The sequence below is a fragment of the Streptomyces aureoversilis genome, assembly GCF_042657885.1.
In the GTDB taxonomy this organism is placed as follows: domain Bacteria; phylum Actinomycetota; class Actinomycetes; order Streptomycetales; family Streptomycetaceae; genus Streptomyces; species Streptomyces aureoversilis.
The window spans coordinates 149157-166283 of record NZ_JBHSKJ010000010.1 but is presented as its reverse complement, the minus strand read 5'-3'; the positions used below and the strand labels follow the sequence as shown (position 1 = coordinate 166283).

Genomic DNA, 17127 nt, shown 5'->3' with positions numbered 1-17127 from the left:
ACCGTCGAACCCGATACCGAGGAGGGCTTCCGATGCGCAGCGTGACCTATTCGATGGGCGTCTCACTTGACGGCTACATCGTCGGGCCGGACGGCGGGTTCAGCTGGACGGAGCCCGACGAGGAGGTCTTTCGCTTCTGGATCGACGAGATCCGAGGGGTCGGCGTCCACCTGTTGGGACGGCGGCTGTACGAGACGATGCTGTACTGGGAGACCGCCGACCAGGATCCGTCGCTCGACGACTCGATGCTCGAGTGGGCCGCGCTCTGGAAGCCGCTCCCGAAGGTGGTGTTCTCCACCACGCTGTCGGCGGTGCAGGGCAATGCCCGCCTGGCCTCCGGCGGCCTGGCGGAGGAGATCGAGCGGTTGCGGGCCGAGCCGGCGGAGGGCGAGATCGCGATCGGCGGCGCGACTCTCGCCGCAGAGGCAGCCGCGTTGGATCTGATCGACGAGTACCGGGCCATGGTCCACCCGGTGCTGGTCGGCGGTGGCATTCCGTTCTTTCCCCGGCGCGAGCGCCGGGTGGATCTCGAACTCGTCGAGACCCGCACCTTCGGCTCGAAAGTCGTCTACCTCCGCTACCGCGTGGCGCGCTAGCCGTCGCTGGGCAGTGCCCTCGCATGGCGATACCGGCGCTCTGGCCGGGCATCGGTCGCGCCCCCGGACGGGGTTCCGGGGGCGCAGGGCGCGGCTCCTTCAGTGGGTCGCGGCCTCGTCGACCTGGCGGTGGACCTGCATTGCGGGGCGGGGTGTGTCCCGCCGGGGGTCCGGGCGGGTGTGGGGGCGGGCCGGGAGGTCGCTGGGGCCGTCGGGCCGGTCGGCGGCCGCTTCCAGCAGGGCGCGGATCTTGTGGGCGAAGTCGGGGCCGGGCAGGGGCAGCTCGCTTTCGGGTTCGCGGAGGTAGCCGACGGCGACCGCGGTGGGCATGTATTCCATCAGCTCGGTGACCACGGCCGAGCGGGGGCGTTTGGTGTGTTTGGCGAGGCGGCGCAGGACGCGCAGGATGGTGGTGACCGGGGCCCTGTCGTCGTGGTGGAGGACGACGGGTTCGTCGTCCCGTTGGCAGTCGGCGCGCGCAGGAGGGGCTGAGGCGTGTGCGTCGTCGGTCTGGTTGTGCCACCAGCGGGCGGTGTGGGTCTCGCCGAGGGAGAGGTGGTGGAGGTAGAGGCAGTAGGCGGCGGCCCGCTGGCCGGCGCCGGCGGCGTACTGCCACCAGAACCGGGCGCCGTCGTCGGTGTCGGTTAATTGCAGGACGCAGGCCAGGACCAGTGCGCTGCGAGGCGCGGGCACCTGATCGGTGACGAAGCCGGCGACCGCGGTGGCGGGGGTGTGGGTGACCAGGGTCTCGCACAGCGCGCGCAGGTCCTCTGCCGCGACTGCCGACGCGTTCGGCGTCTGCCCCGGTGTGACGGCCGGCCGGGCGCCTCGGACGGCTTCGCGAGGCGGGACGGTGTCGCGGGGCACGATGCGGCCGCGGGCGAGCAGTGCCCTGGACAAGATGTCTTCGAGCGTGGTCATGGTGTCGGTCCTCCGGTCTGGGGCGGCAGCTCGATGGTGTCGTCCAGGAAGCGTTCGGCGTGGCGTTCGTCGGACCGCACGGCGGCCAGCGGAATGCCGAGGAGGTCGGAGACCTTCTCGGGGGTGAACCCGCACAAGCGCCGCAGCACCATGACGTCGAGCTGGGCGTCGGGCAGTTTGCCGATCGCGGTGAACAGCTCCAGGCTCTCCGCCAGTTGGGCCGCCTGGTCCTCCTTGGAGGCCTGCGTACGCAAGGCGACCGTGTCGAAGGAGGCCTCGCCCAGGACGACGGGCCGCTTGTCCCGGTGACCGGCCTTGGCCATGACGGTGGCGCGCAGGATGTTCCAGGCGAAGCGGCGGATGTCCGGGCTTGCGAGGGCCTCGTCGAAGGACAGCCACAGGATGGCAAAGACGTCTTCCACCGCCGCGTCGCGAAGCTCGCCCTGGAGGAAGACTTCGGCGTAGCGGCGGTAGTCCGCTTCGACCATCGAGCACAGGGCGCCGTGTTCCAGGGGCGGCCCGGGCCGGGCGGTGGCCACGGTGATGGCCCCGTCGGTGGAGCGGTCGACCCAGTCCCGGCTCTTGCCCGCGTCCAAAGCCGCCTGCCTCCACAGCCGGTACAGGGGCCAGCCGGGCATGTCCAGCTCGGTCGCCAGGCGGTGGATGACCTCCCAGCGCGGATAGTGGCCCACGCCGCGCAGCAGCTCGGAGAGCTTGGACTTGGCCAGCAGGACGCGAAGGCTCAGATCGCTGAGGGTGCGGCCGCTGGCGAGGTAGCACTCCCGCGTCGGATCGAGCCAGGCTCGGTGGGAGCTGCTGACCGTGCCCGCGATGGGGCCGAGCTTGCGGCCGGGGCGGACCGGGGCCGGCTCGGAGTCCGGCCCCGACACGTTGAACGACGTCGTCACGAGGCTCCGTCCCCCTTGTCGGGCACCGCCGCCCCGCGGCGCCCGGAGGCCTGCGCGCTCCGCGAGCGGAACCCGCGCAGAACCTGAGTCACGGTCAACCCCAGGACGGGCGCCAGCGAGGCGATCAGCGTCACGTGGCCCATCGCCGCCATCGCCGTGCTCCAGGTGAATACCATCCCTGCCAGCGCCAGCATCAGCGCTATCTTCTTGCTGTCCATCGCACTCCTTTGTGCATGCCGCAGCCATCCGGACCGCGTCAACAGGAACCCCGTCCAACCAGCGGGTGCCGATCCGCGGTTGAGGGGCCCTCAGCATGACCCTGACATCGCGCACTACGCCACGTGATCACGAAATCACGGAACATTAGGGGTCGCGGACGGTCGGCTGTGCAGCCGGAAATGACCGTTCCGGTGCACGTGGACCACGCCGAGGGCGCTTCGCGGGTGAAGTTCCCTGTTTTCCTTGCAATCCCGTCGGAGAGCCCGTCATATGGAGGCAGGACACCTTGGTGTCGCCCTTCCATCCGGAAGAGGGCACGCCCCCGTGCCGAGAACGAAGGGGCGCGTGCCGGCCCGTTCCCGCCCGGCCTGAGATGGAGGCCGGGCGGGAACGGTGCACCCCTTACAGGGGAGACGAACCGTAGCGCAGGGCACTGACAACGCCCCCTCCCCCAGCGGCCCAAGGCGTCGGCCGTCACCCGCCTGGTCAGGCCCCGGCTACCGGTGGATCCGGGCGAGCAGCGCAGCGGCGCCGTCCTCTGCGGCGATTCCGCGGGCGAGTTCGGCTGCGCGGCGGCGGTGGGCCGGCTCGGACAGGCAGGCCGTGATCGCGTCGCCGAGGGCTTCGGCGGTGAGGTCCTGGAACGGCAGAGGCCGGGGGGCGGCTCCCAGCCGGTACAGCCGAGACGCCCAGAACGGCTGGTCGGCCATGACGGGGACGGGCACGGCGGGCACTCCGGCCCGCAGTCCGGCCGCGGTGGTTCCCGCCCCGGCATGGTGGACGACGGCGGCGGTGCGAGGGAACAACCAGTCGTGCGGGATGTCACCGATGGCCAGGACGTCGTCGCCGCATCCGCTCAGATCGGCCCACCCCGCCTGCACCACCGCGCGTACGCCTGCCCGCTCCACCGCTGCGGCCACCAGCTCACTGAGCCGTTCCCCCTGGCCCGCCGCCATACTGCCGAACCCGATGAACACCGGGGGCGGGCCGGCCTGGAGGAAGTCGACCAGTTCGGCCGGGGGTTGCCAGTGCTCCGGCCGCGCGGGCCACCAGTAGCCCGCCACTTCGACCCGGGACGGCCAGTCCTCGGGGCGCGGCACCACCAGCGGGCTGAAGCCGTGGAAGACCGGCCGGATGTCCGCCGGTACCGAGGGTGCGTCGGCGGGCAGCTCGAGGCGGGTGCGCAGCCGGGCCACGGCGCCCGCGAAGACCCCTTCCGCCCGCCTCAGCACGTCCCGTCCCGCGGCCAGATTGTCCTCCGGCCCCTGGCCCTCGGTGCTCCGTGCGTTGGGCAGCGGGAACTGTCCGGTGGCGAACGACGGTGCGAGGTAGGTGCCGATGACGGGGATACCGAACGCTTCGCCGGCCGTCCGGCTGAGCGGTGCCGGGCCGAAGGCGGTGAGCAGCAGGTCGGCTCCGCCCGCCACGGCGTCCGCGACCCCATCGGCGAGCCCGTCCGCGTACGCCCTTGTCAACGCCTGGGTCTCCTCCCGCGAGGCCGCCCGGGACCAGTCCCGGATCAGCCCCTGCGGGTCTCCCGGCACAGGCCGGTAGTCGAGACCGCATCCGCCGACGAGCGCGGCGAAGGACGGGTGAGCGGCCACGGCAACCTGATGGCCCGCGTCCAGCAGGCGCCGCCCCAGGCCTGTGAAGGGCGCGACGTCTCCCCGGGAACCGGCGGTGATGATCAGAATTCGCATGGAGCGATTCTCCTCGGCGAATGCCAACCGGACACCGTCGCGCCGGAGGGTGCTGTCCTGTCGTCGGAGCCGCTGGAGATGGCCTGCAGCGGCTCGGCATGCCTGCGGTGAGCAGCAGCACGGTCGGTACCGGGAGCGGTCCGTGGGCGACGACCACGAAGGACAGAGTGGGGCCGGGCACGTATGCCGTGGTCAGCCAGGGCGGCGGGCCGTACGTGTCGCTGTCGAGTGCTGGTGCCGTGCACAGTCCCTGGACGCGCCGGGCGGCCGCCACCTCTCCGGCCGGGGTGGCGGATAGCGGTACTGCTCGTTGAACCGGCGGAGTCCGTGGAAGTGCACGAAGTGCACAGTGTCCCCGGGCCGTCATGGCGCGGGGCCCCAGGCACACCGGGGCCGGAGCTGCGCTGCATCCGGCACCCGGCAGGACTGCCTGCGAACGCGGTGCTGTGATCAGGCGGTCTTCGCGGCGGCCGCGGTCAGCTTCTCGGCCGCCTTGGCCAGTGCCTTGGAGAAGGCGTCCTTGCCGCGGTCACTGCTGCCGGCGCGGCTTCGGCGGTCGGCGGCAGGCCGATGGTGAACGGGGGATCCGGCAAGTGCCTCGACGTCCGCAATGGCGGTACCGCGGACGGCACCCCCGTTCAGCTCTACACCTGCAACGGCAGCGGCTCTCAGCGCTGGGTGATCCTCACCAGCGTCACAGGCGACCGGAACGTCTTCTACAACCGGCAGTCCGAGAAGTGTCTGGACGTCTCCGACTCCGGAGCGCAGCAGTGGGCGGGCGGTGAGCACCAGCCCGAGCCGCCGGCCGGCTGCACGCCCGGAGGCCGCCTGGAGCATGGCTGCATCGAACGGTAACCACGGCGGTTCATCCTCGCGATCCACCCCGATTGATCGTGGCTCAGCCCAGGAACTTCGGGGTCGGCAGGGAGTCGCGGGCGAGGACGTTGTTGACCAGGAAGCGGCGGGCCGGGCCGACGGGTTCGGGTACCGGGCGGAACGTCAGCCGGTGCAGGTGCAGCCAGCCTTCCGAGAAGGCGCGCACCGCCGTCGTCATGCAGCGTTCGAAGTCGTGGGCCTTCTTCTCCCCGACCAGTTCGGCGGCGCGGCGGCGGTCGGCGTCCAGGTTCTCCAGCCAGCACCTGAGGGTGCGGGCGTAGTGGTCGAAGTCGTTGCGCAGGGCCACCAGGTCGAACAGGCCGTCGCTCGCCGCCTGGAGTTCGGTCAGGTAGGAGGGGTTGCACTCCGGGTAGACCTTGCTCGCGAGGTAGAGGCCGCGCAGGAGGTCCAGGTCCCAGGGGAAGCGGTGGCCCCAGGTGATCGTCTGGACGACCAGCCGGCCCTCCGGCCGCATCCAGGACCGGCAGCGGGAGAAGAACTCGCGGTAGCCCCGGATCTTGGCCCGGCCGGACATCCCGGGACGGGCGAAGTGCTCCATCGCCTCCACGCAGATGATCGCGTTGTACGGCTGGGCGGGCCGGTGGTCGATCCAGTTCTCCAGCCGTATCTCGGTGCGCGGAATGGCGAGGTTGCGGGTCCACTCGACCGCGGCCTCGCTCAGCGTGATGCCGGTGACGGAGTCCACGTCGTACTCCTCCACCATCCGCTGCATCTCGGCGCCGTAGCCGCAGCCGACGTCGAGCACCCGGTGCCCGGACCGGATCCCGGCCTGGCCCAGGAGGTAGTCGGTCTTGCGCAACTGCGCCTTCTCCAGGGTGTCGGCGCCGTCCTCCCACAGACCGCCGGCGTAGGCGAGGCTCGGCCCCAGCCAGATCTGGAAGAACTCGTCGGAGACGTCGTAGTGCTTCTTCGCCGCGTCCCGGGAGACGCCGCGGTAGCCGTTCGTCCGGGGCATGTGCCGTCCTCTCGTGAGGGGTTGGGATTATTCCTTCCACACGGCGGGGAGCCGTCGCTCCAGCCAGCCGGGGAGCCACCAGTTGGCGCGGCCCGCGACGCCCATGACGGCCGGTACGAGCAGCAGGCGCACGACCGTCGCGTCGAGCAGGACCGCGAAGGCCAGCCCGAAGCCGAACTGCTTCAGTTCGAGGACGCGGGCGAACAGCAGGCTGCCGAAGACGACGACCATGATCGCGGCGGCCGTGGTGATCTGCCGGGCGGTGTGCTCCAGCCCGGCGGGGACGGCCTGGGCGTCGTCCCCGGAGCGCAGCCGCTCCTCCTGTATCCGGCCGACCAGGAAGATCTCGTAGTCCATGGAGAGCCCGAACAGCAGCGCGAACAGGGCGACCGGCAGGTAGGCCTGCAGCGTGCCGGAGCTGGTGAAGCCGAACAGGCCCTCGCCCCAGCCGTGCTGGAACACCAGCGTGGTCATGCCGAGCGCGGCGACCGTCGCCAGCAGGTTCAGCAGCACGGCCTTGACCGGCACGAGCACGCTGCGGAACACCACGAGCAGGTAGCAGAACGACAGGGCGAGGATCACCAGCACGACGAGCGGCAGCTTGCCCGCGGTCTCGTCGGACAGGTCGACGTACTCCGCGCTGAGCCCGCCGACGTGGACCTCCGCCGGCGTTCCGGCGAAGGCGGTCCGCGCCGGCCCGGACCGCAGGTCCCGGACGAACGCGGTGGCCTTCGGCGAGTCGACCGGCTCGGCGAGGACGATGTGCAGGCCCGCGCACTTCCCGGAGCGTTCGACGGGCAGGACCTCGGTGACCCGCCGGTCGTCCCGCACCTCGCCGGCCAGCCGCTGCGCGCCGGTCACGGCGGTGTCCCCCGGTCCGCAGGCGACGACCTGGACGGGGCCCACGGCGCCCGGGCTGAACGACGTGGCGACGATCTGCTGCCCCTTCCCCGAAGAGGTGTCGGTCAGGGAGGCCAGCCCCCAGTCGACGCCGAGCCTGATCGAGGCCAGCGGCACGGTCATCGCCGCGACCAGCAGCAGCACCGGAAGCCCCAGCCGGTAGGGATGGCGGAGCACGGTACGGGCCCACGCCGCCCACCGGCCCCCGCCCGCGCCCACGCCCACGCCCGCACCCGCGGAGGGCCGCAGCCGGCGCGGCAGCGCTCCCCGGTTGACCCGGTGTCCCAGCAGGGCGAGCAGGGCGGGCAGCGCGGTGAGCGACGTGAGCAGGCACAGCACGACCATGAGCCCGGCGGCCACGGTGATCTCCGTGAAGATGTGGCCGCGGATCAGGATCATCGAGCCGAGCGCGACCATGACGATCAGGCCGGCGGTCAGCACCGTGCGGCCCGAGGTGCGCAGCGCGACGCTCACCGACGCGTCGACCGCCTCCCGGAGCGCCGCCTTGTCCGGGCGCGGCCCGCCGTCGGGCGGGGTGCGGCGGGCCAGTTCCTCGCGGAACCGGCTGATGACGAACAGCGCGTAGTCGATGCCCACGCCGATGCCGATGACCGTGGCCACGACCGTCACGAACCGGTCGAGGTTCAGCGGGCCCGCCAGCAGGCCGAGCAGGGCCGTGCAGGCGAGGACGGAACCCAGGGCCATCGCGACCGGTATCAGCGCGGCGACCAGCGTGCCGAACGCGAGCAGCAGGGCGAGCAGGGCGATCGGGACGCCGATGCTCTCGGCGACGGACTGGTCCCGCAGCTCGACGTCGGAGAGGTCGCCGGTGAGTGCGGACGGCCCGGTCAGATACGCCTCGACGGGCCCGTCCGCGGCCGCGGCCCGGATGTGCCGCTGCAGGTCCCCGGCCCGGTCGGCGCGGTCCGACCGGCTGCCGGCCATCGGGAACGTGGCCACCGCCACGTGCTTGTCCGCGGAGATCCGGCCGGAGGAGGAGTCGGGGGCGGCCGGGCGGCCCCCGTCCGCCGGGATGACGGCGAGCACCCGCTCGACGGCACGCCGGTACTCGGGGGTGTCGGCGGTCAGCCGGGCGGACCGGAAGACCACCACCCCCTGTTCGGCGCCCGAGGCCGGGAAGTGCCGCGCCATGAGCTTCTGCGCCGTCGCCGACTCCGAGCTCTGGACCGTGTAGTCGGGCGCGGCCAGCCGCGACTCCACGCTCGGGTAGAACGCCGCCGACGCGACCACCAGGAGGAGCCAGACGGCCAGCACCGGGATCCGGTGCCGGGCCATGTATCCGCCCCACCGGTGCAGGGGTGAGGGACTACGGGGTTCGGCGGGCACGGCGGCGTTCTCCTTCGGTGCGGACTCCTTGCGGACTCCTTCAGTGCGTGGTCCGTTCGCGGCGTGCTCGTTCACGGGGTGCTCTTTCAGGGTGTGCTCTCTCCATGCGCGTCGTTTCCGTGCGGGTTGAATCCGTGCGCGGCGCTTCCGTGCGCGCCGTTCCCGTGCGCGCCGTTCCCGTGCAAGTGCCCCGGCCGGACGACGTATTCGGCCTTCAGGCTTCCGTCGGCAAGCTGCTGCCGGGTCGTGTGGTAGCGCTTCTTGCCGCTCGTGGTACGCGGGATGACCCGGCGCCGCGCGAACAGCACCGCGTCGACCGGCAGGTCCAGCGCGCGCAGGGCCGCGGCCTGCGCCCCGGTCACCTCGGGCGGGCCGTCGTGGTGCTCGACGACGGCGGTGATCTCGCTGGCGGGGTCGTAGATGTCGGCGTCCAGCACGATGACCTCGTGGGCGGGGCGCTCCAGGACCGCGGCCACCTGCTCCTCCAGCAGCGCGGCGAGGTGGTTGCGGCCGTGGCGGATGATGACGTGCTTCTTGCGCTCCAGGACGAACAGGTCGCCGCGGTGCCGGAATCCCAGGTCGCCGGTGTGCAGCAGGCCCTCCGGGAACGGCCTGGGCCGGCCGGTGCCCGGGTCCAGCGGGCCCGCGGCGACGCTCGTGCCGCGGAGCGTGATCTCGCCGAGCACGGCCTCTTGCTCGACCGGGCGGCCGTCGTCGTCGGTCAGCGCGGTGTGCAGCCCGTTCAGGGCCCGGCCGACGGAGAACACCGGGATCCCGTAACCCTGGGGCGGCGGATCGTCCAGCAGCCCCTCGCCGAGCAGGCGCACGGGGGCGCCGCTCTCCATGCCGACGGGGTCCACCAGCACGTAGCGCGGGGTGCTGCCCGGCTCCGGCATGCTGCTGGCCAGCGTCGATTCGGCCATGCCGTAGCTGCAGACGAGGCTGCTCCGCGACAGGCCGTACGGACGGTAGCGGCGGTAGAACCCGTCCATGGTCGCCAGCCGGATCGGCTCCGCGCCGATCACCGCGCTGCGCAGGGCGGACAGGTCGCAGCCCGTCAGGTCCCGCTCGTCGACGGCGCGGTAGGCGTGGTCGTAGCCGAAGTTGGGCGCGGCGGTGATCGTGGCCCGGTACCGGCTGAGGGCGAGGATCCATTCGCGCGGCCACATGATGAACTCGGTGGGTTTCATCAGGTACAGCGGCCAGCCGTGGAAGAAGCTGAGCAGCGCCGTGCCGACCAGGCCCATGTCGTGGTAGAGCGGCAGCCAGGAGACCATCCGCTCGTCGCGGCCCATGCCCAGCGAGACGCGCAGTGCGGCGAGGTTGGCGCAGGCGTTGGCGTGGGAGATCGCCAGCAGCTTGGAGTCGCCGGTCGAGGCGCTGGTCGCCTGGAGGAAGGCGACGGCGTCGCCTCCCGGCCCCGCTGTCGCCGGCAGTTCGCCCGGGGCGAGCGTGTCATAGCCGCCGGGCTCGCTCGGCAGGGGCACGACGGGGCCGGGGAAGTCCCCCCGCACCAGGCCTTCCTGGAGGGCGAGGACGGCTTCGCCGGGAAACGTCCTGAGGGTGCGTTCGACGTGCCGGCGGAAGGGCTCCTCGCCGCCGAGCGCGCGGGGCGACGGGAGGATCAGGGGCCGGCTGCCGGCCCACAGCGCGCCGAAGAAGGCCAGCAGGGTCGGCAGCGGGTCGTTGGCCGCGATGACCACCGCAGTGTCCTCGGGCATCTTGCGGCCCAGCCACGCGCTGGTGCGCAGGAACGTCCCGTACGGCATGGCGACGTCGGGGCCGCCGGGCGTGAGGAAGCGGATGCCGTGGTCCGGGTCCGCGCCCCGCACGGCGTCGCGGACGGCGTCCAGCAGGTTCATGCCGCACCCGCCAGCCGGCGTTCCACCAGGGTGACGAGCCCGAGGGGCGAAAGGGCCAGCAGGGCGTCGCTGTCCCGGAAGGGGATGCCGAACAGCTCGGCCACCCGGGCGCCCACCCTCAGCTGGGTCAGCGAGGTCAGGCCGTAGGCGTGGAAAGGCGTCTCGTCCAGCCGGATCCTGGAGACGTCGATGCTGCCGTCCTCGGCGGACACCATTTCGACCAGCCGCGCGAAGACCTCGTTCCGGTCCACGTCCCGGTCCCGGTCCAAGTCCAAGTCCCGGTCCACGCTCCGGTCCGCGTTCCTGTCTGCGTTCCCGTCCACGTTCCTGTCCATGGTCCCCCTCATCGTCCGTGGTAGGTGAACTTCGCCAGTGCGGTGGTGACTCCTGCCGAGGCCGCCATCAGCAGCACGCGGTCGCCCTCGGCCAGCTCCCCGCCCTTCAGGGCCTCGGACATGCTGACCGGCACCGAGGCGGAGACGGTGTTGGCGTGGTGCCGGTGGTCGAAGCGGTACTTGTCCGCATCGATCCCGCAGGCCTCCACGACGTGCCGGCCGGCCCCGTCGCTGGCGGAGTGGCCGAAGACCAGGTCGGCCTTGAACTCCTCGAACTGCGGCAGGTCCCGGTAGTGCTCGACCAGCTTCCGGGTGCCGAACTCCATCAGGCTCAGCCCGAACGAGACGAACTGCAGGGGCCGCAGCGTGCCGGCGACGTCGACCTCCTTGCCGAAGTAGGCGTCGAAATTGGCCATCGGCACGAAACACAGGTCGCGTTTCTCGCCCCACGTGCGAAAGCTGGCCTCGAATCCTTCCTCCTCGTCCGCGCCGCCCCGGTGCGCGGTGAGGATCGTGGCGGTGGCCGCTTCGCCGATGGTCAGGGTCGGGTGCCAGTGGGCGAATTCCTCGAGCGACCGGAGCTCGTAGCGGTAGATGTCGCTCGCGTTGCACTCGGCGTTGACGATCATGATGTTGCGGTAGGCGCCGGTGCGCAGGAAGGCGTCCGCGACGTGCAGTGCGCGGATCCAGCTGGCGCAGGCGTCGAGGATGTCGAAGGCGGTGGCGCGGCGCAGGCCGAGCAGGTCCTGGAAGGTGGTCGCCGAGGCGGGTTCGGCGACGCCGCGGCCTATCCCGACGTACAGCAGCAGGTCGATGTCGAGGGCGTCGAGGCCCGAGGCGTCCAGGGCCCTGCGCCCGGCGTCCGTGGCCAGCTCGCTCGCGCTCTCGCCCGCGGCCCGGTGGTAGCGCACCGTGGTGCCGCTGGAGGCGAAGCACGCCCGGACCAGCTCCTCGACCGTCGCGAGCTCCGCCGCGGTCAGATGGGCGGAATTGGCCTCCCTCACTTTCTTCAGCACGTGGTCGTTGGTGACCCGGCGGCTCGGAAAGCTGTGCTCGATCGCCAGGAATTTCATACCGTTCCCCCCTCAGTCCCGGTGCGCACGAAGAAACCGGTCGACAGCATTTCCCGGACGCTCTTTCCGAACGCCTCGGAGACCTGCTCGAGGTCGCCGTCGGAATGGGCGGCGCTCAGCATCATCGTGTGGAGTTCCGGCAGATGGACGCCGTAGCGGCGCATGTGGTAGGCGAAGGCCAGGGTGGCCGTGACGTCCAGGCCCGCCAGCCGGTCCCGCACCAGGCGGGGCGTCGCGTGGTCGAACGCGACCGAGAAGACGGAGTTGCGGCCCTTGACCCTGCAGGGCACGCCGCAGTCGCCGGCCTGCGCGGTGAGGTCCGCGACCAGCCAGGCGGTCCGGTCGCTCAGCCGGCTGTAGATCTGCGGGCGGTCGCGGAGCTCGAGCAGCGTGGCCGCGCCCGCGGCGGCGGTGATGGAGTTGCCGCTCATGGTGCCGCCGGCGAACGCCCGGCTGTCCACGTCGCGGAAGGGGTCCCCGCTGGTCCGGGCGGTGTCGATGACCTCCGCGCGGCCCACGACGGCCCCGGCCGGCAGCCCACCACCGATGATCTTGCCGAGGCAGGTGAGGTCCGGGGCCGTCCCGGCGAGGTGCTGGACCCCGCCGTAGTGCACCCGGAACCCGGTCACCACCTCGTCGTAGACGACCAGGACGCCGGCCTCGGCGCACACCGCGGCCAGCCGCCGCAGGAACACCGGGTCGAAGTCGCCCAGCGCGGACGGCATCGGTTCGAGGACGACGCAGGCCAGCTCGTCCGCGTGCGCGGCGATCCGCCGCAGCGATTCCTCCTCGCCGTACTGCAGGACGAGGGTCTCCGCCACCACCGCGTCCTGCATGCCCGCCGAGTTCCCCACGGGTTCGGGGGCGCGGGGGTCGCCGCGGTAGCGGAACCACGAGCTGACCAGGCCCTGGTCGGAGAAGCCGTGGTAGTGCCCCTCGAACTTCGCGACCCGCTGTCGGCCGGTGCGGGCGCGGGCGATCCGCAGCGCGATCTGCACCGCCTCGGTTCCCGAGTTGCTCAGGACGACCTTGTGGTCCTGGCCGAACGCGGCGGCGATCAGCGCGGCCAGCCGCACCTCGTCCGGGTTGCCGACGGCGTTGACGGCGCCGCGGGCGGCCGCCTCCTGGATCGCCGCCACCACGGCCGGGTGGGCGTACCCCAGGATGTGCGGCCCGTACCCGCCGGACAGGTCGACGTACTCGTTGCCGTCCAGGTCGCGCAGGCGTGAGCCCCGGGCCTGCGCGACCGCCAGCGGGAAGGCGCTGGGCAGCACGAACCGGTCGAAGTGCGTGGGGGCGACCAGGTGCCGCGCGGCCTCCTCGCGCAGCGCCTGCGTCCGCGGGGCGCGCTCGCCGATCTCGCGCTGGAAGGTGTCGCGCAGTCCCTCGTTGAGGTAGGGGGCGAACCGGTCGGTGAAGCGGCGGGTGGTCGCCCACAGGTCGATGTCCGGGTCGACCTCGGAGATGAAGCCCTCGCCGGTGAGCAGCGAGAGCGCGAGGACGGAGAACGTCGTCGTGATCCGGGTGCCATGACGGCCGAGCAGCCGGATCGCGTCGTCGAGGAAGGCCAGCGTGGACCAGTGGGAGGCCTGTTCCTCGAAGTGGCGGCGCAGGATGGCGCCGAGCTCCTCCTCGTAGGCCGCGTGACCGAGCGTTTCGGGGCGCACCGCGAAGGCGCGGGTGAAGCGGCGTCCGGCCAGCGCCCACTCCTTGCGGATGCAGGCGTAGTAGAACGAGGCCAGGTTCCACTTGTCGTCCTCGGAGAGGTGCCCGACCAGGCCGAAGTCGAGGAGGGTGATCCGGCCGTCCGGGGTGAAGACGATGTTGCCCGGGTGCGGGTCCACGTGGAACCGGCCGTGGAAGTAGACCATGCAGTAGAAGGCGTCCTGGAGCCTGGCGGCCAGTTCGCGGCGGCTGACCGGGACGGCGCCGGCGTCGTGGCCGGGGATCCCGTCGACGTACTCCATCACCAGGACGTCCGGACCGCACAGCGCCTCGTGCACCTGGGGCACCCGGACGAAGGGGTGGTTGCGGAAGTTCTCGGCGACCTCGCGCTGCCGGGCCGCTTCGGCCTCCATGTCGCACTGCCCGGTCAGCAGCGGGCGCAGCTCGCGGAAGTGCCCCGGCAGGTCGTATCCGCGCAACCGGGGCAGCAGGTGGGCGACGGCGAGCAGGCGGCCGATCACCGCCGCGCCGGCCTCCAGTCTGCCGCGGACCCCGGCCTTCACGACCTTCACCGCCAGCGGGCGCCCGCCGGCGACGGCGCGGTGCACCTGCGCCACCGAGCCGGCGGCCACCGGGCGCCGGTCGAAGGCCTCGAACACCTCCTCGGGCGGGCGGCCCAGGCCGCGCCGCAGCACCTTCTCCAGCGCCGCCTCGCGCATCGGGGGCAGCTGGTCGAAGAACGTCCGGAACTCGTCGGTCACCTGACGGGGAAGCAGCCCCGACTGGGTGCCGAGCACCTGGCCGGCCTTGATGTAGAGGGGGCCCATGCGGAGCAGGTAGGCGCGCAGCAGCCGGGAGGCCCGCGCCCGGTCGCGCCGGCCGAGGCAGAGGCCGGCCGCCAGCACCGCCGTCCACCAGGCCACGCGGCAGCTTTCCAGGACAGCCTGTACGGCGGCCTTCACCACGCCTCCTCTTCCGGCCGCCCGGCCTGCGCCTCGTACGCCGCGCGGAGACGGCGCAGCCCTTCCTCCATGCCGACGCGCGGGATGTAGCCGAGGTCCCGCTTGGCGGCGGTGATGTCGAACCAGTGGGCCGTGGTGAGCTGGTTCACCAGGAACCGGGTCAGCGGCGGCTCGCCGGTGCCCAGGGCCCGTCCGCCGGACTCCAGCCCGGCGGCGAGGACGCGGCAGGCCCAGGCGGGCAGCTCCCGGGTGACCGGGCCGGCGCCGGCCGCGCCCAGCAGCAGGTCGATGGTCTCGCCGACCGGGCGGGGGTCGTCCTGGGTGATGAAGTACGCCCGCCCGGCCGCAGGAGCGCCCGGCTTCAGTCTGTCCAGCGCGAGCACATGGGCCTCGGCGGCGTTGTCGATGTAGACCGTGTCGATCTTCTTGGTGGCCTTGCCTATCCGGCGCAGCCTGCCGCGCCGTGCCTGCTCGGCCAGCCGGGGGAGGAAGTGCGGATCGCCGGGACCCCAGATGATGTGGGGCCGCAGGGCCACCGTCGCGAGGTCCGCGGAGTCGGCGCGCAGGACCAGCTGTTCGGCGAGGGCCTTGCTGCGCGGGTACGGCGCGAGGAAGCGGGTCGCGTACGGCAGTGACTCGTCCGCGCCCTCCAGGTCCGCGCGATCGTGGACCACGGCCGGGCTGGACGAGAGGACCAGGGCCCCCACGCCCTTGGCGCGGCAGGCCGTCACCACGTTGGCGGTGCCCGTCAGGTTGACGGCGACGTAGTCCCGGGCGGGACCCCACACCCCGGCCTTCGCGGCGCAGTGGATCACCGCGTCCCGGCCGTCCACGGCCTTGGCGACGGCGTCCGCGTCGCGCAGGTCCCCGAGGTGCTCCTCCACGCCGAGCCGGGCGAGCGCGCGCCGCGGGGAGCGCCCGAAGGAGCGCACGGTGTCGCCGCGCGCGACGAGTTGCGCGCACACGGCCCCGCCGAGGAAGCCGCCGCCTCCGGTGACCAGGACCTTCATCGCGCGCTCCCGCCGTGCCGGAGGAACCGCCCGGTGGTCCGGGCGCTTCCGTAGCCGTCGGCGAACCGGCCGTGCCGGCAGACCACTTCGCCCGCGACGCAGACGGCGGGGACGGCGGCGTCATTGCGGTTGACCATCCGGGACAGGCCTCCGTAGGCATCCGTAGGGGCTTCGTGGTACGCGTCCACCGTGTCGTCCAGTCCCGCGGGGTCGACCACGACGAGGTCCGCCCGGTCGCCTTCGCGCAGGGTGCCCGCCGCCAGGCCGAACCAGGAGGCGAGTTCACCGGTCAGGCGGTGCACGGCGCGTTCCGGCCGCAGGAACGGGCGGCCGGCGCGTTCGGCGTCCCGGACCCGTTTCAGCAGCCGGAGCGGGGCGTTGTAGAAGGCCATGTTCCGCAGGTGCGCGCCGGAGTCCGCGAAGCCGAACTGCACGAAGGGGTCGGCGGCCAGCCGGTCGAGCACCGCGGGCCGGTGGTTGGCGATCGTGGTCCGCCAGCGCAGCCGGGTGCCGTGCTCGGCGACGAGGTCGAGGAAGGTGTCCACGGGGTGGTCGCCGCGGTCGTCCGCGATCCGCCCGAAGCTGCGGCCCGTCAGTCCCGGTTCCGGGCAGGCCACGATCTCGGCGTCGTACAGGTCCCGGTGCCAGGCGCGCGGCGGCAGCCGGCGCCGGTACTCGCGGCGGAACCGCTGCCGGAAGCCGCCGTCCAGCAGCAGCCTGCGGCGCTCGGCCTCGGTCCGCAGGTGCAGTGCGGCGGCGGTGGCGCCGAACTCCTCGAACACCACCAGGTCGATCCCGTCGGAGTAGAGCTCGAACGGCACCGGCAGGTGCTGCCAGCGCAGGTCCGCGCCGAGCGCACGGCCCGCCAGCGCGGCGGTCCGCGTCAGCACGCCGGCCAGCCCGGGAGCGGCCTTCGGGTCGATCGCGGTCAGCAGCGTGGTCTTGAGCGGGGCCCGGGCGGGGGCCGAACTGGCGGCGAGGAACAGCAGCGTGTTCAGCGGCATGGCCGGGTTCGGCGCGCTCTGCAGGATGCCGCCGGTGCGGCGCAGCGTCCGGTGCAGGCGGCGGTACTCGTGCCAGCCGGCGTAGGTGGAGGGCAGCCGGGCCGACCGGTGGCGGTCGCCCGCGAGCCGGGAGAACGGGCTGGTCATGGTGGACAGTCCGACCAGTCCCGCCGTGCGTGCCGCGGCGAGGAGCTCCTCCATGCGCCGCAGTTCCCGCTCGGTGGGGCGCGTGCGGGGGTCGACGGCCCGGGCCAGGCCCATGACGTGGGCGCGCAGGTCCGAGTGGCCGAGGAAGGCCGCGACGTTGGGGCCGAGCGGCCGCTTCTCCAGCGCGGCGACGTACTCCTCGGCCGTGCTCCAGGTCTTGTGCGCGGTGAGCGCGTCGAGGATGCACCGGCGCGGCACGGCTTCGACCCGGGCGAACAGGTCCGCGCAGTCCAGCGGTGTGGCGTGGACGGTCGACAGGGAGCAGTTCCCCATGACGACGGTGGTGACGCCGTGCCGTACGGACTCGCGCAGCCCGGGGTCGAGCAGCACCTCGGCGTCATAGTGGGTGTGGATGTCGAGGAAGCCGGGGAGGACCCAGCACCCGGTGGCGTCGAGCACCTGCCGGCAGCCTTCGACGGGCAGCGGGCGGGCCGAGACGGCCGCCACCTCGCCGTCGCGGATTCCCAGGTCCCGTACGGCGGACGCCGCTCCCGTGCCGTCGAACCAGCGTCCGTTCCTCACGACGACGTCGAATGATGTGGGCATGCCTCTCCGGGGGGTTACGT

At 72.5% G+C, this 17127-nt stretch carries 14 protein-coding genes; 2 read left to right on the top strand and 12 right to left on the bottom strand.

Annotated elements, in window-relative coordinates; translation table 11 throughout:
* The first annotated feature begins 32 nt into the window (after positions 1-32).
* A complete protein-coding gene (locus ACFPP6_RS19315; RefSeq protein WP_382043685.1) occupies positions 33-596 on the top strand; it encodes a dihydrofolate reductase family protein in 564 nt (187 codons plus the stop codon).
* Between the two features lie 99 nt (positions 597-695).
* Here ACFPP6_RS19315 and ACFPP6_RS19310 read toward each other — a convergent pair whose 3' ends face one another.
* The 4 genes from ACFPP6_RS19310 to ACFPP6_RS19295 all read right to left on the bottom strand — a co-directional run bounded on the left by ACFPP6_RS19310 (position 696) and on the right by ACFPP6_RS19295 (position 4344).
* Positions 696-1517, bottom strand: coding sequence for a hypothetical protein (locus ACFPP6_RS19310; RefSeq protein WP_382043683.1), 822 nt, complete (start codon positions 1515-1517; stop codon positions 696-698).
* Positions 1514-2425 carry a sigma-70 family RNA polymerase sigma factor gene (locus tag ACFPP6_RS19305; RefSeq protein ID WP_382043682.1) on the bottom strand — a complete coding sequence of 304 codons (912 nt, stop codon included), beginning with the start codon at positions 2423-2425 and terminating at the stop codon, positions 1514-1516. The genes ACFPP6_RS19310 and ACFPP6_RS19305 overlap by 4 nt, the downstream gene beginning before the upstream one ends.
* Positions 2422-2643: a hypothetical protein gene (locus tag ACFPP6_RS19300; protein WP_382043679.1), complete on the bottom strand. Its 222-nt coding sequence runs from the start codon at positions 2641-2643 to the stop codon at positions 2422-2424. The genes ACFPP6_RS19305 and ACFPP6_RS19300 overlap by 4 nt, the downstream gene beginning before the upstream one ends.
* Positions 2644-3141: 498 nt before the next feature.
* Positions 3142-4344 (bottom strand): glycosyltransferase, encoded by a 1203-nt coding sequence (locus ACFPP6_RS19295; RefSeq protein WP_382043676.1) that lies wholly within the window; start codon positions 4342-4344, stop codon positions 3142-3144.
* A gap of 570 nt (positions 4345-4914) precedes the next feature.
* On the opposite strand from ACFPP6_RS19295, the gene ACFPP6_RS19290 reads away from it, so the two are divergent.
* Positions 4915-5199 (top strand): RICIN domain-containing protein, encoded by a 285-nt coding sequence (locus ACFPP6_RS19290; protein ID WP_382043674.1) that lies wholly within the window; start codon positions 4915-4917, stop codon positions 5197-5199.
* A gap of 43 nt (positions 5200-5242) precedes the next feature.
* Here the strand turns inward: ACFPP6_RS19290 and ACFPP6_RS19285 are convergent, their stop codons facing one another.
* From ACFPP6_RS19285 to ACFPP6_RS19250, 8 genes are read right to left on the bottom strand one after another with little or no spacing between them, the layout of a single operon-like run.
* Complete coding sequence (locus tag ACFPP6_RS19285; RefSeq protein WP_382043671.1) at positions 5243-6196, bottom strand: class I SAM-dependent methyltransferase; 954 nt, start codon at positions 6194-6196, stop codon at positions 5243-5245.
* A 27-nt stretch (positions 6197-6223) separates the two neighbouring features.
* Complete coding sequence (locus ACFPP6_RS19280) at positions 6224-8518, bottom strand: MMPL family transporter (protein WP_382043669.1); 2295 nt, start codon at positions 8516-8518, stop codon at positions 6224-6226.
* A gap of 11 nt (positions 8519-8529) precedes the next feature.
* Positions 8530-10305, bottom strand: coding sequence for an AMP-binding protein (locus ACFPP6_RS19275; protein WP_382043666.1), 1776 nt, complete (start codon positions 10303-10305; stop codon positions 8530-8532).
* Entirely contained in the window at positions 10302-10640 is a 339-nt protein-coding gene (locus tag ACFPP6_RS19270) for an acyl carrier protein (protein ID WP_382043663.1), read from the bottom strand. Before ACFPP6_RS19270 ends, ACFPP6_RS19275 begins: the two co-directional genes overlap by 4 nt.
* Before the next feature lie 8 nt (positions 10641-10648).
* Positions 10649-11713 (bottom strand): 3-oxoacyl-ACP synthase III family protein, encoded by a 1065-nt coding sequence (locus ACFPP6_RS19265; protein WP_382043661.1) that lies wholly within the window; start codon positions 11711-11713, stop codon positions 10649-10651.
* On the bottom strand, positions 11710-14340 hold the full coding sequence (locus ACFPP6_RS19260; RefSeq protein WP_382043658.1) for an aminotransferase class III-fold pyridoxal phosphate-dependent enzyme: 2631 nt from the start codon (positions 14338-14340) through the stop codon (positions 11710-11712). The genes ACFPP6_RS19265 and ACFPP6_RS19260 overlap by 4 nt, the downstream gene beginning before the upstream one ends.
* Entirely contained in the window at positions 14337-15350 is a 1014-nt protein-coding gene (locus ACFPP6_RS19255) for an NAD-dependent epimerase/dehydratase family protein (protein WP_382043656.1), read from the bottom strand. Before ACFPP6_RS19255 ends, ACFPP6_RS19260 begins: the two co-directional genes overlap by 4 nt.
* Entirely contained in the window at positions 15347-17107 is a 1761-nt protein-coding gene (locus tag ACFPP6_RS19250; protein WP_382043653.1) for an N-acyl-D-amino-acid deacylase family protein, read from the bottom strand. The genes ACFPP6_RS19255 and ACFPP6_RS19250 overlap by 4 nt, the downstream gene beginning before the upstream one ends.
* Positions 17108-17127: the final 20 nt, after the last annotated feature.

Excerpts from the sequence above, each read along its gene's own strand:
- ACFPP6_RS19315 (WP_382043685.1), top strand. The coding sequence starts at position 33 with ATGCGCAGCGTGACCTATTCGATGGGCGTCTCACTTGACGGCTACATC.
- ACFPP6_RS19310 (WP_382043683.1), bottom strand. The coding sequence starts at position 1,517 with ATGACCACGCTCGAAGACATCTTGTCCAGGGCACTGCTCGCCCGCGGC.
- ACFPP6_RS19300 (WP_382043679.1), bottom strand. The coding sequence starts at position 2,643 with ATGGACAGCAAGAAGATAGCGCTGATGCTGGCGCTGGCAGGGATGGTA.
- ACFPP6_RS19295 (WP_382043676.1), bottom strand. The coding sequence starts at position 4,344 with ATGCGAATTCTGATCATCACCGCCGGTTCCCGGGGAGACGTCGCGCCC.
- ACFPP6_RS19290 (WP_382043674.1), top strand. The coding sequence starts at position 4,915 with ATGGTGAACGGGGGATCCGGCAAGTGCCTCGACGTCCGCAATGGCGGT.
- ACFPP6_RS19285 (WP_382043671.1), bottom strand. The coding sequence starts at position 6,196 with ATGCCCCGGACGAACGGCTACCGCGGCGTCTCCCGGGACGCGGCGAAG.
- ACFPP6_RS19275 (WP_382043666.1), bottom strand. The coding sequence starts at position 10,305 with ATGAACCTGCTGGACGCCGTCCGCGACGCCGTGCGGGGCGCGGACCCG.
- ACFPP6_RS19270 (WP_382043663.1), bottom strand. The coding sequence starts at position 10,640 with ATGGACAGGAACGTGGACGGGAACGCAGACAGGAACGCGGACCGGAGC.
- ACFPP6_RS19265 (WP_382043661.1), bottom strand. The coding sequence starts at position 11,713 with ATGAAATTCCTGGCGATCGAGCACAGCTTTCCGAGCCGCCGGGTCACC.
- ACFPP6_RS19255 (WP_382043656.1), bottom strand. The coding sequence starts at position 15,350 with ATGAAGGTCCTGGTCACCGGAGGCGGCGGCTTCCTCGGCGGGGCCGTG.
- ACFPP6_RS19250 (WP_382043653.1), bottom strand. The coding sequence starts at position 17,107 with ATGCCCACATCATTCGACGTCGTCGTGAGGAACGGACGCTGGTTCGAC.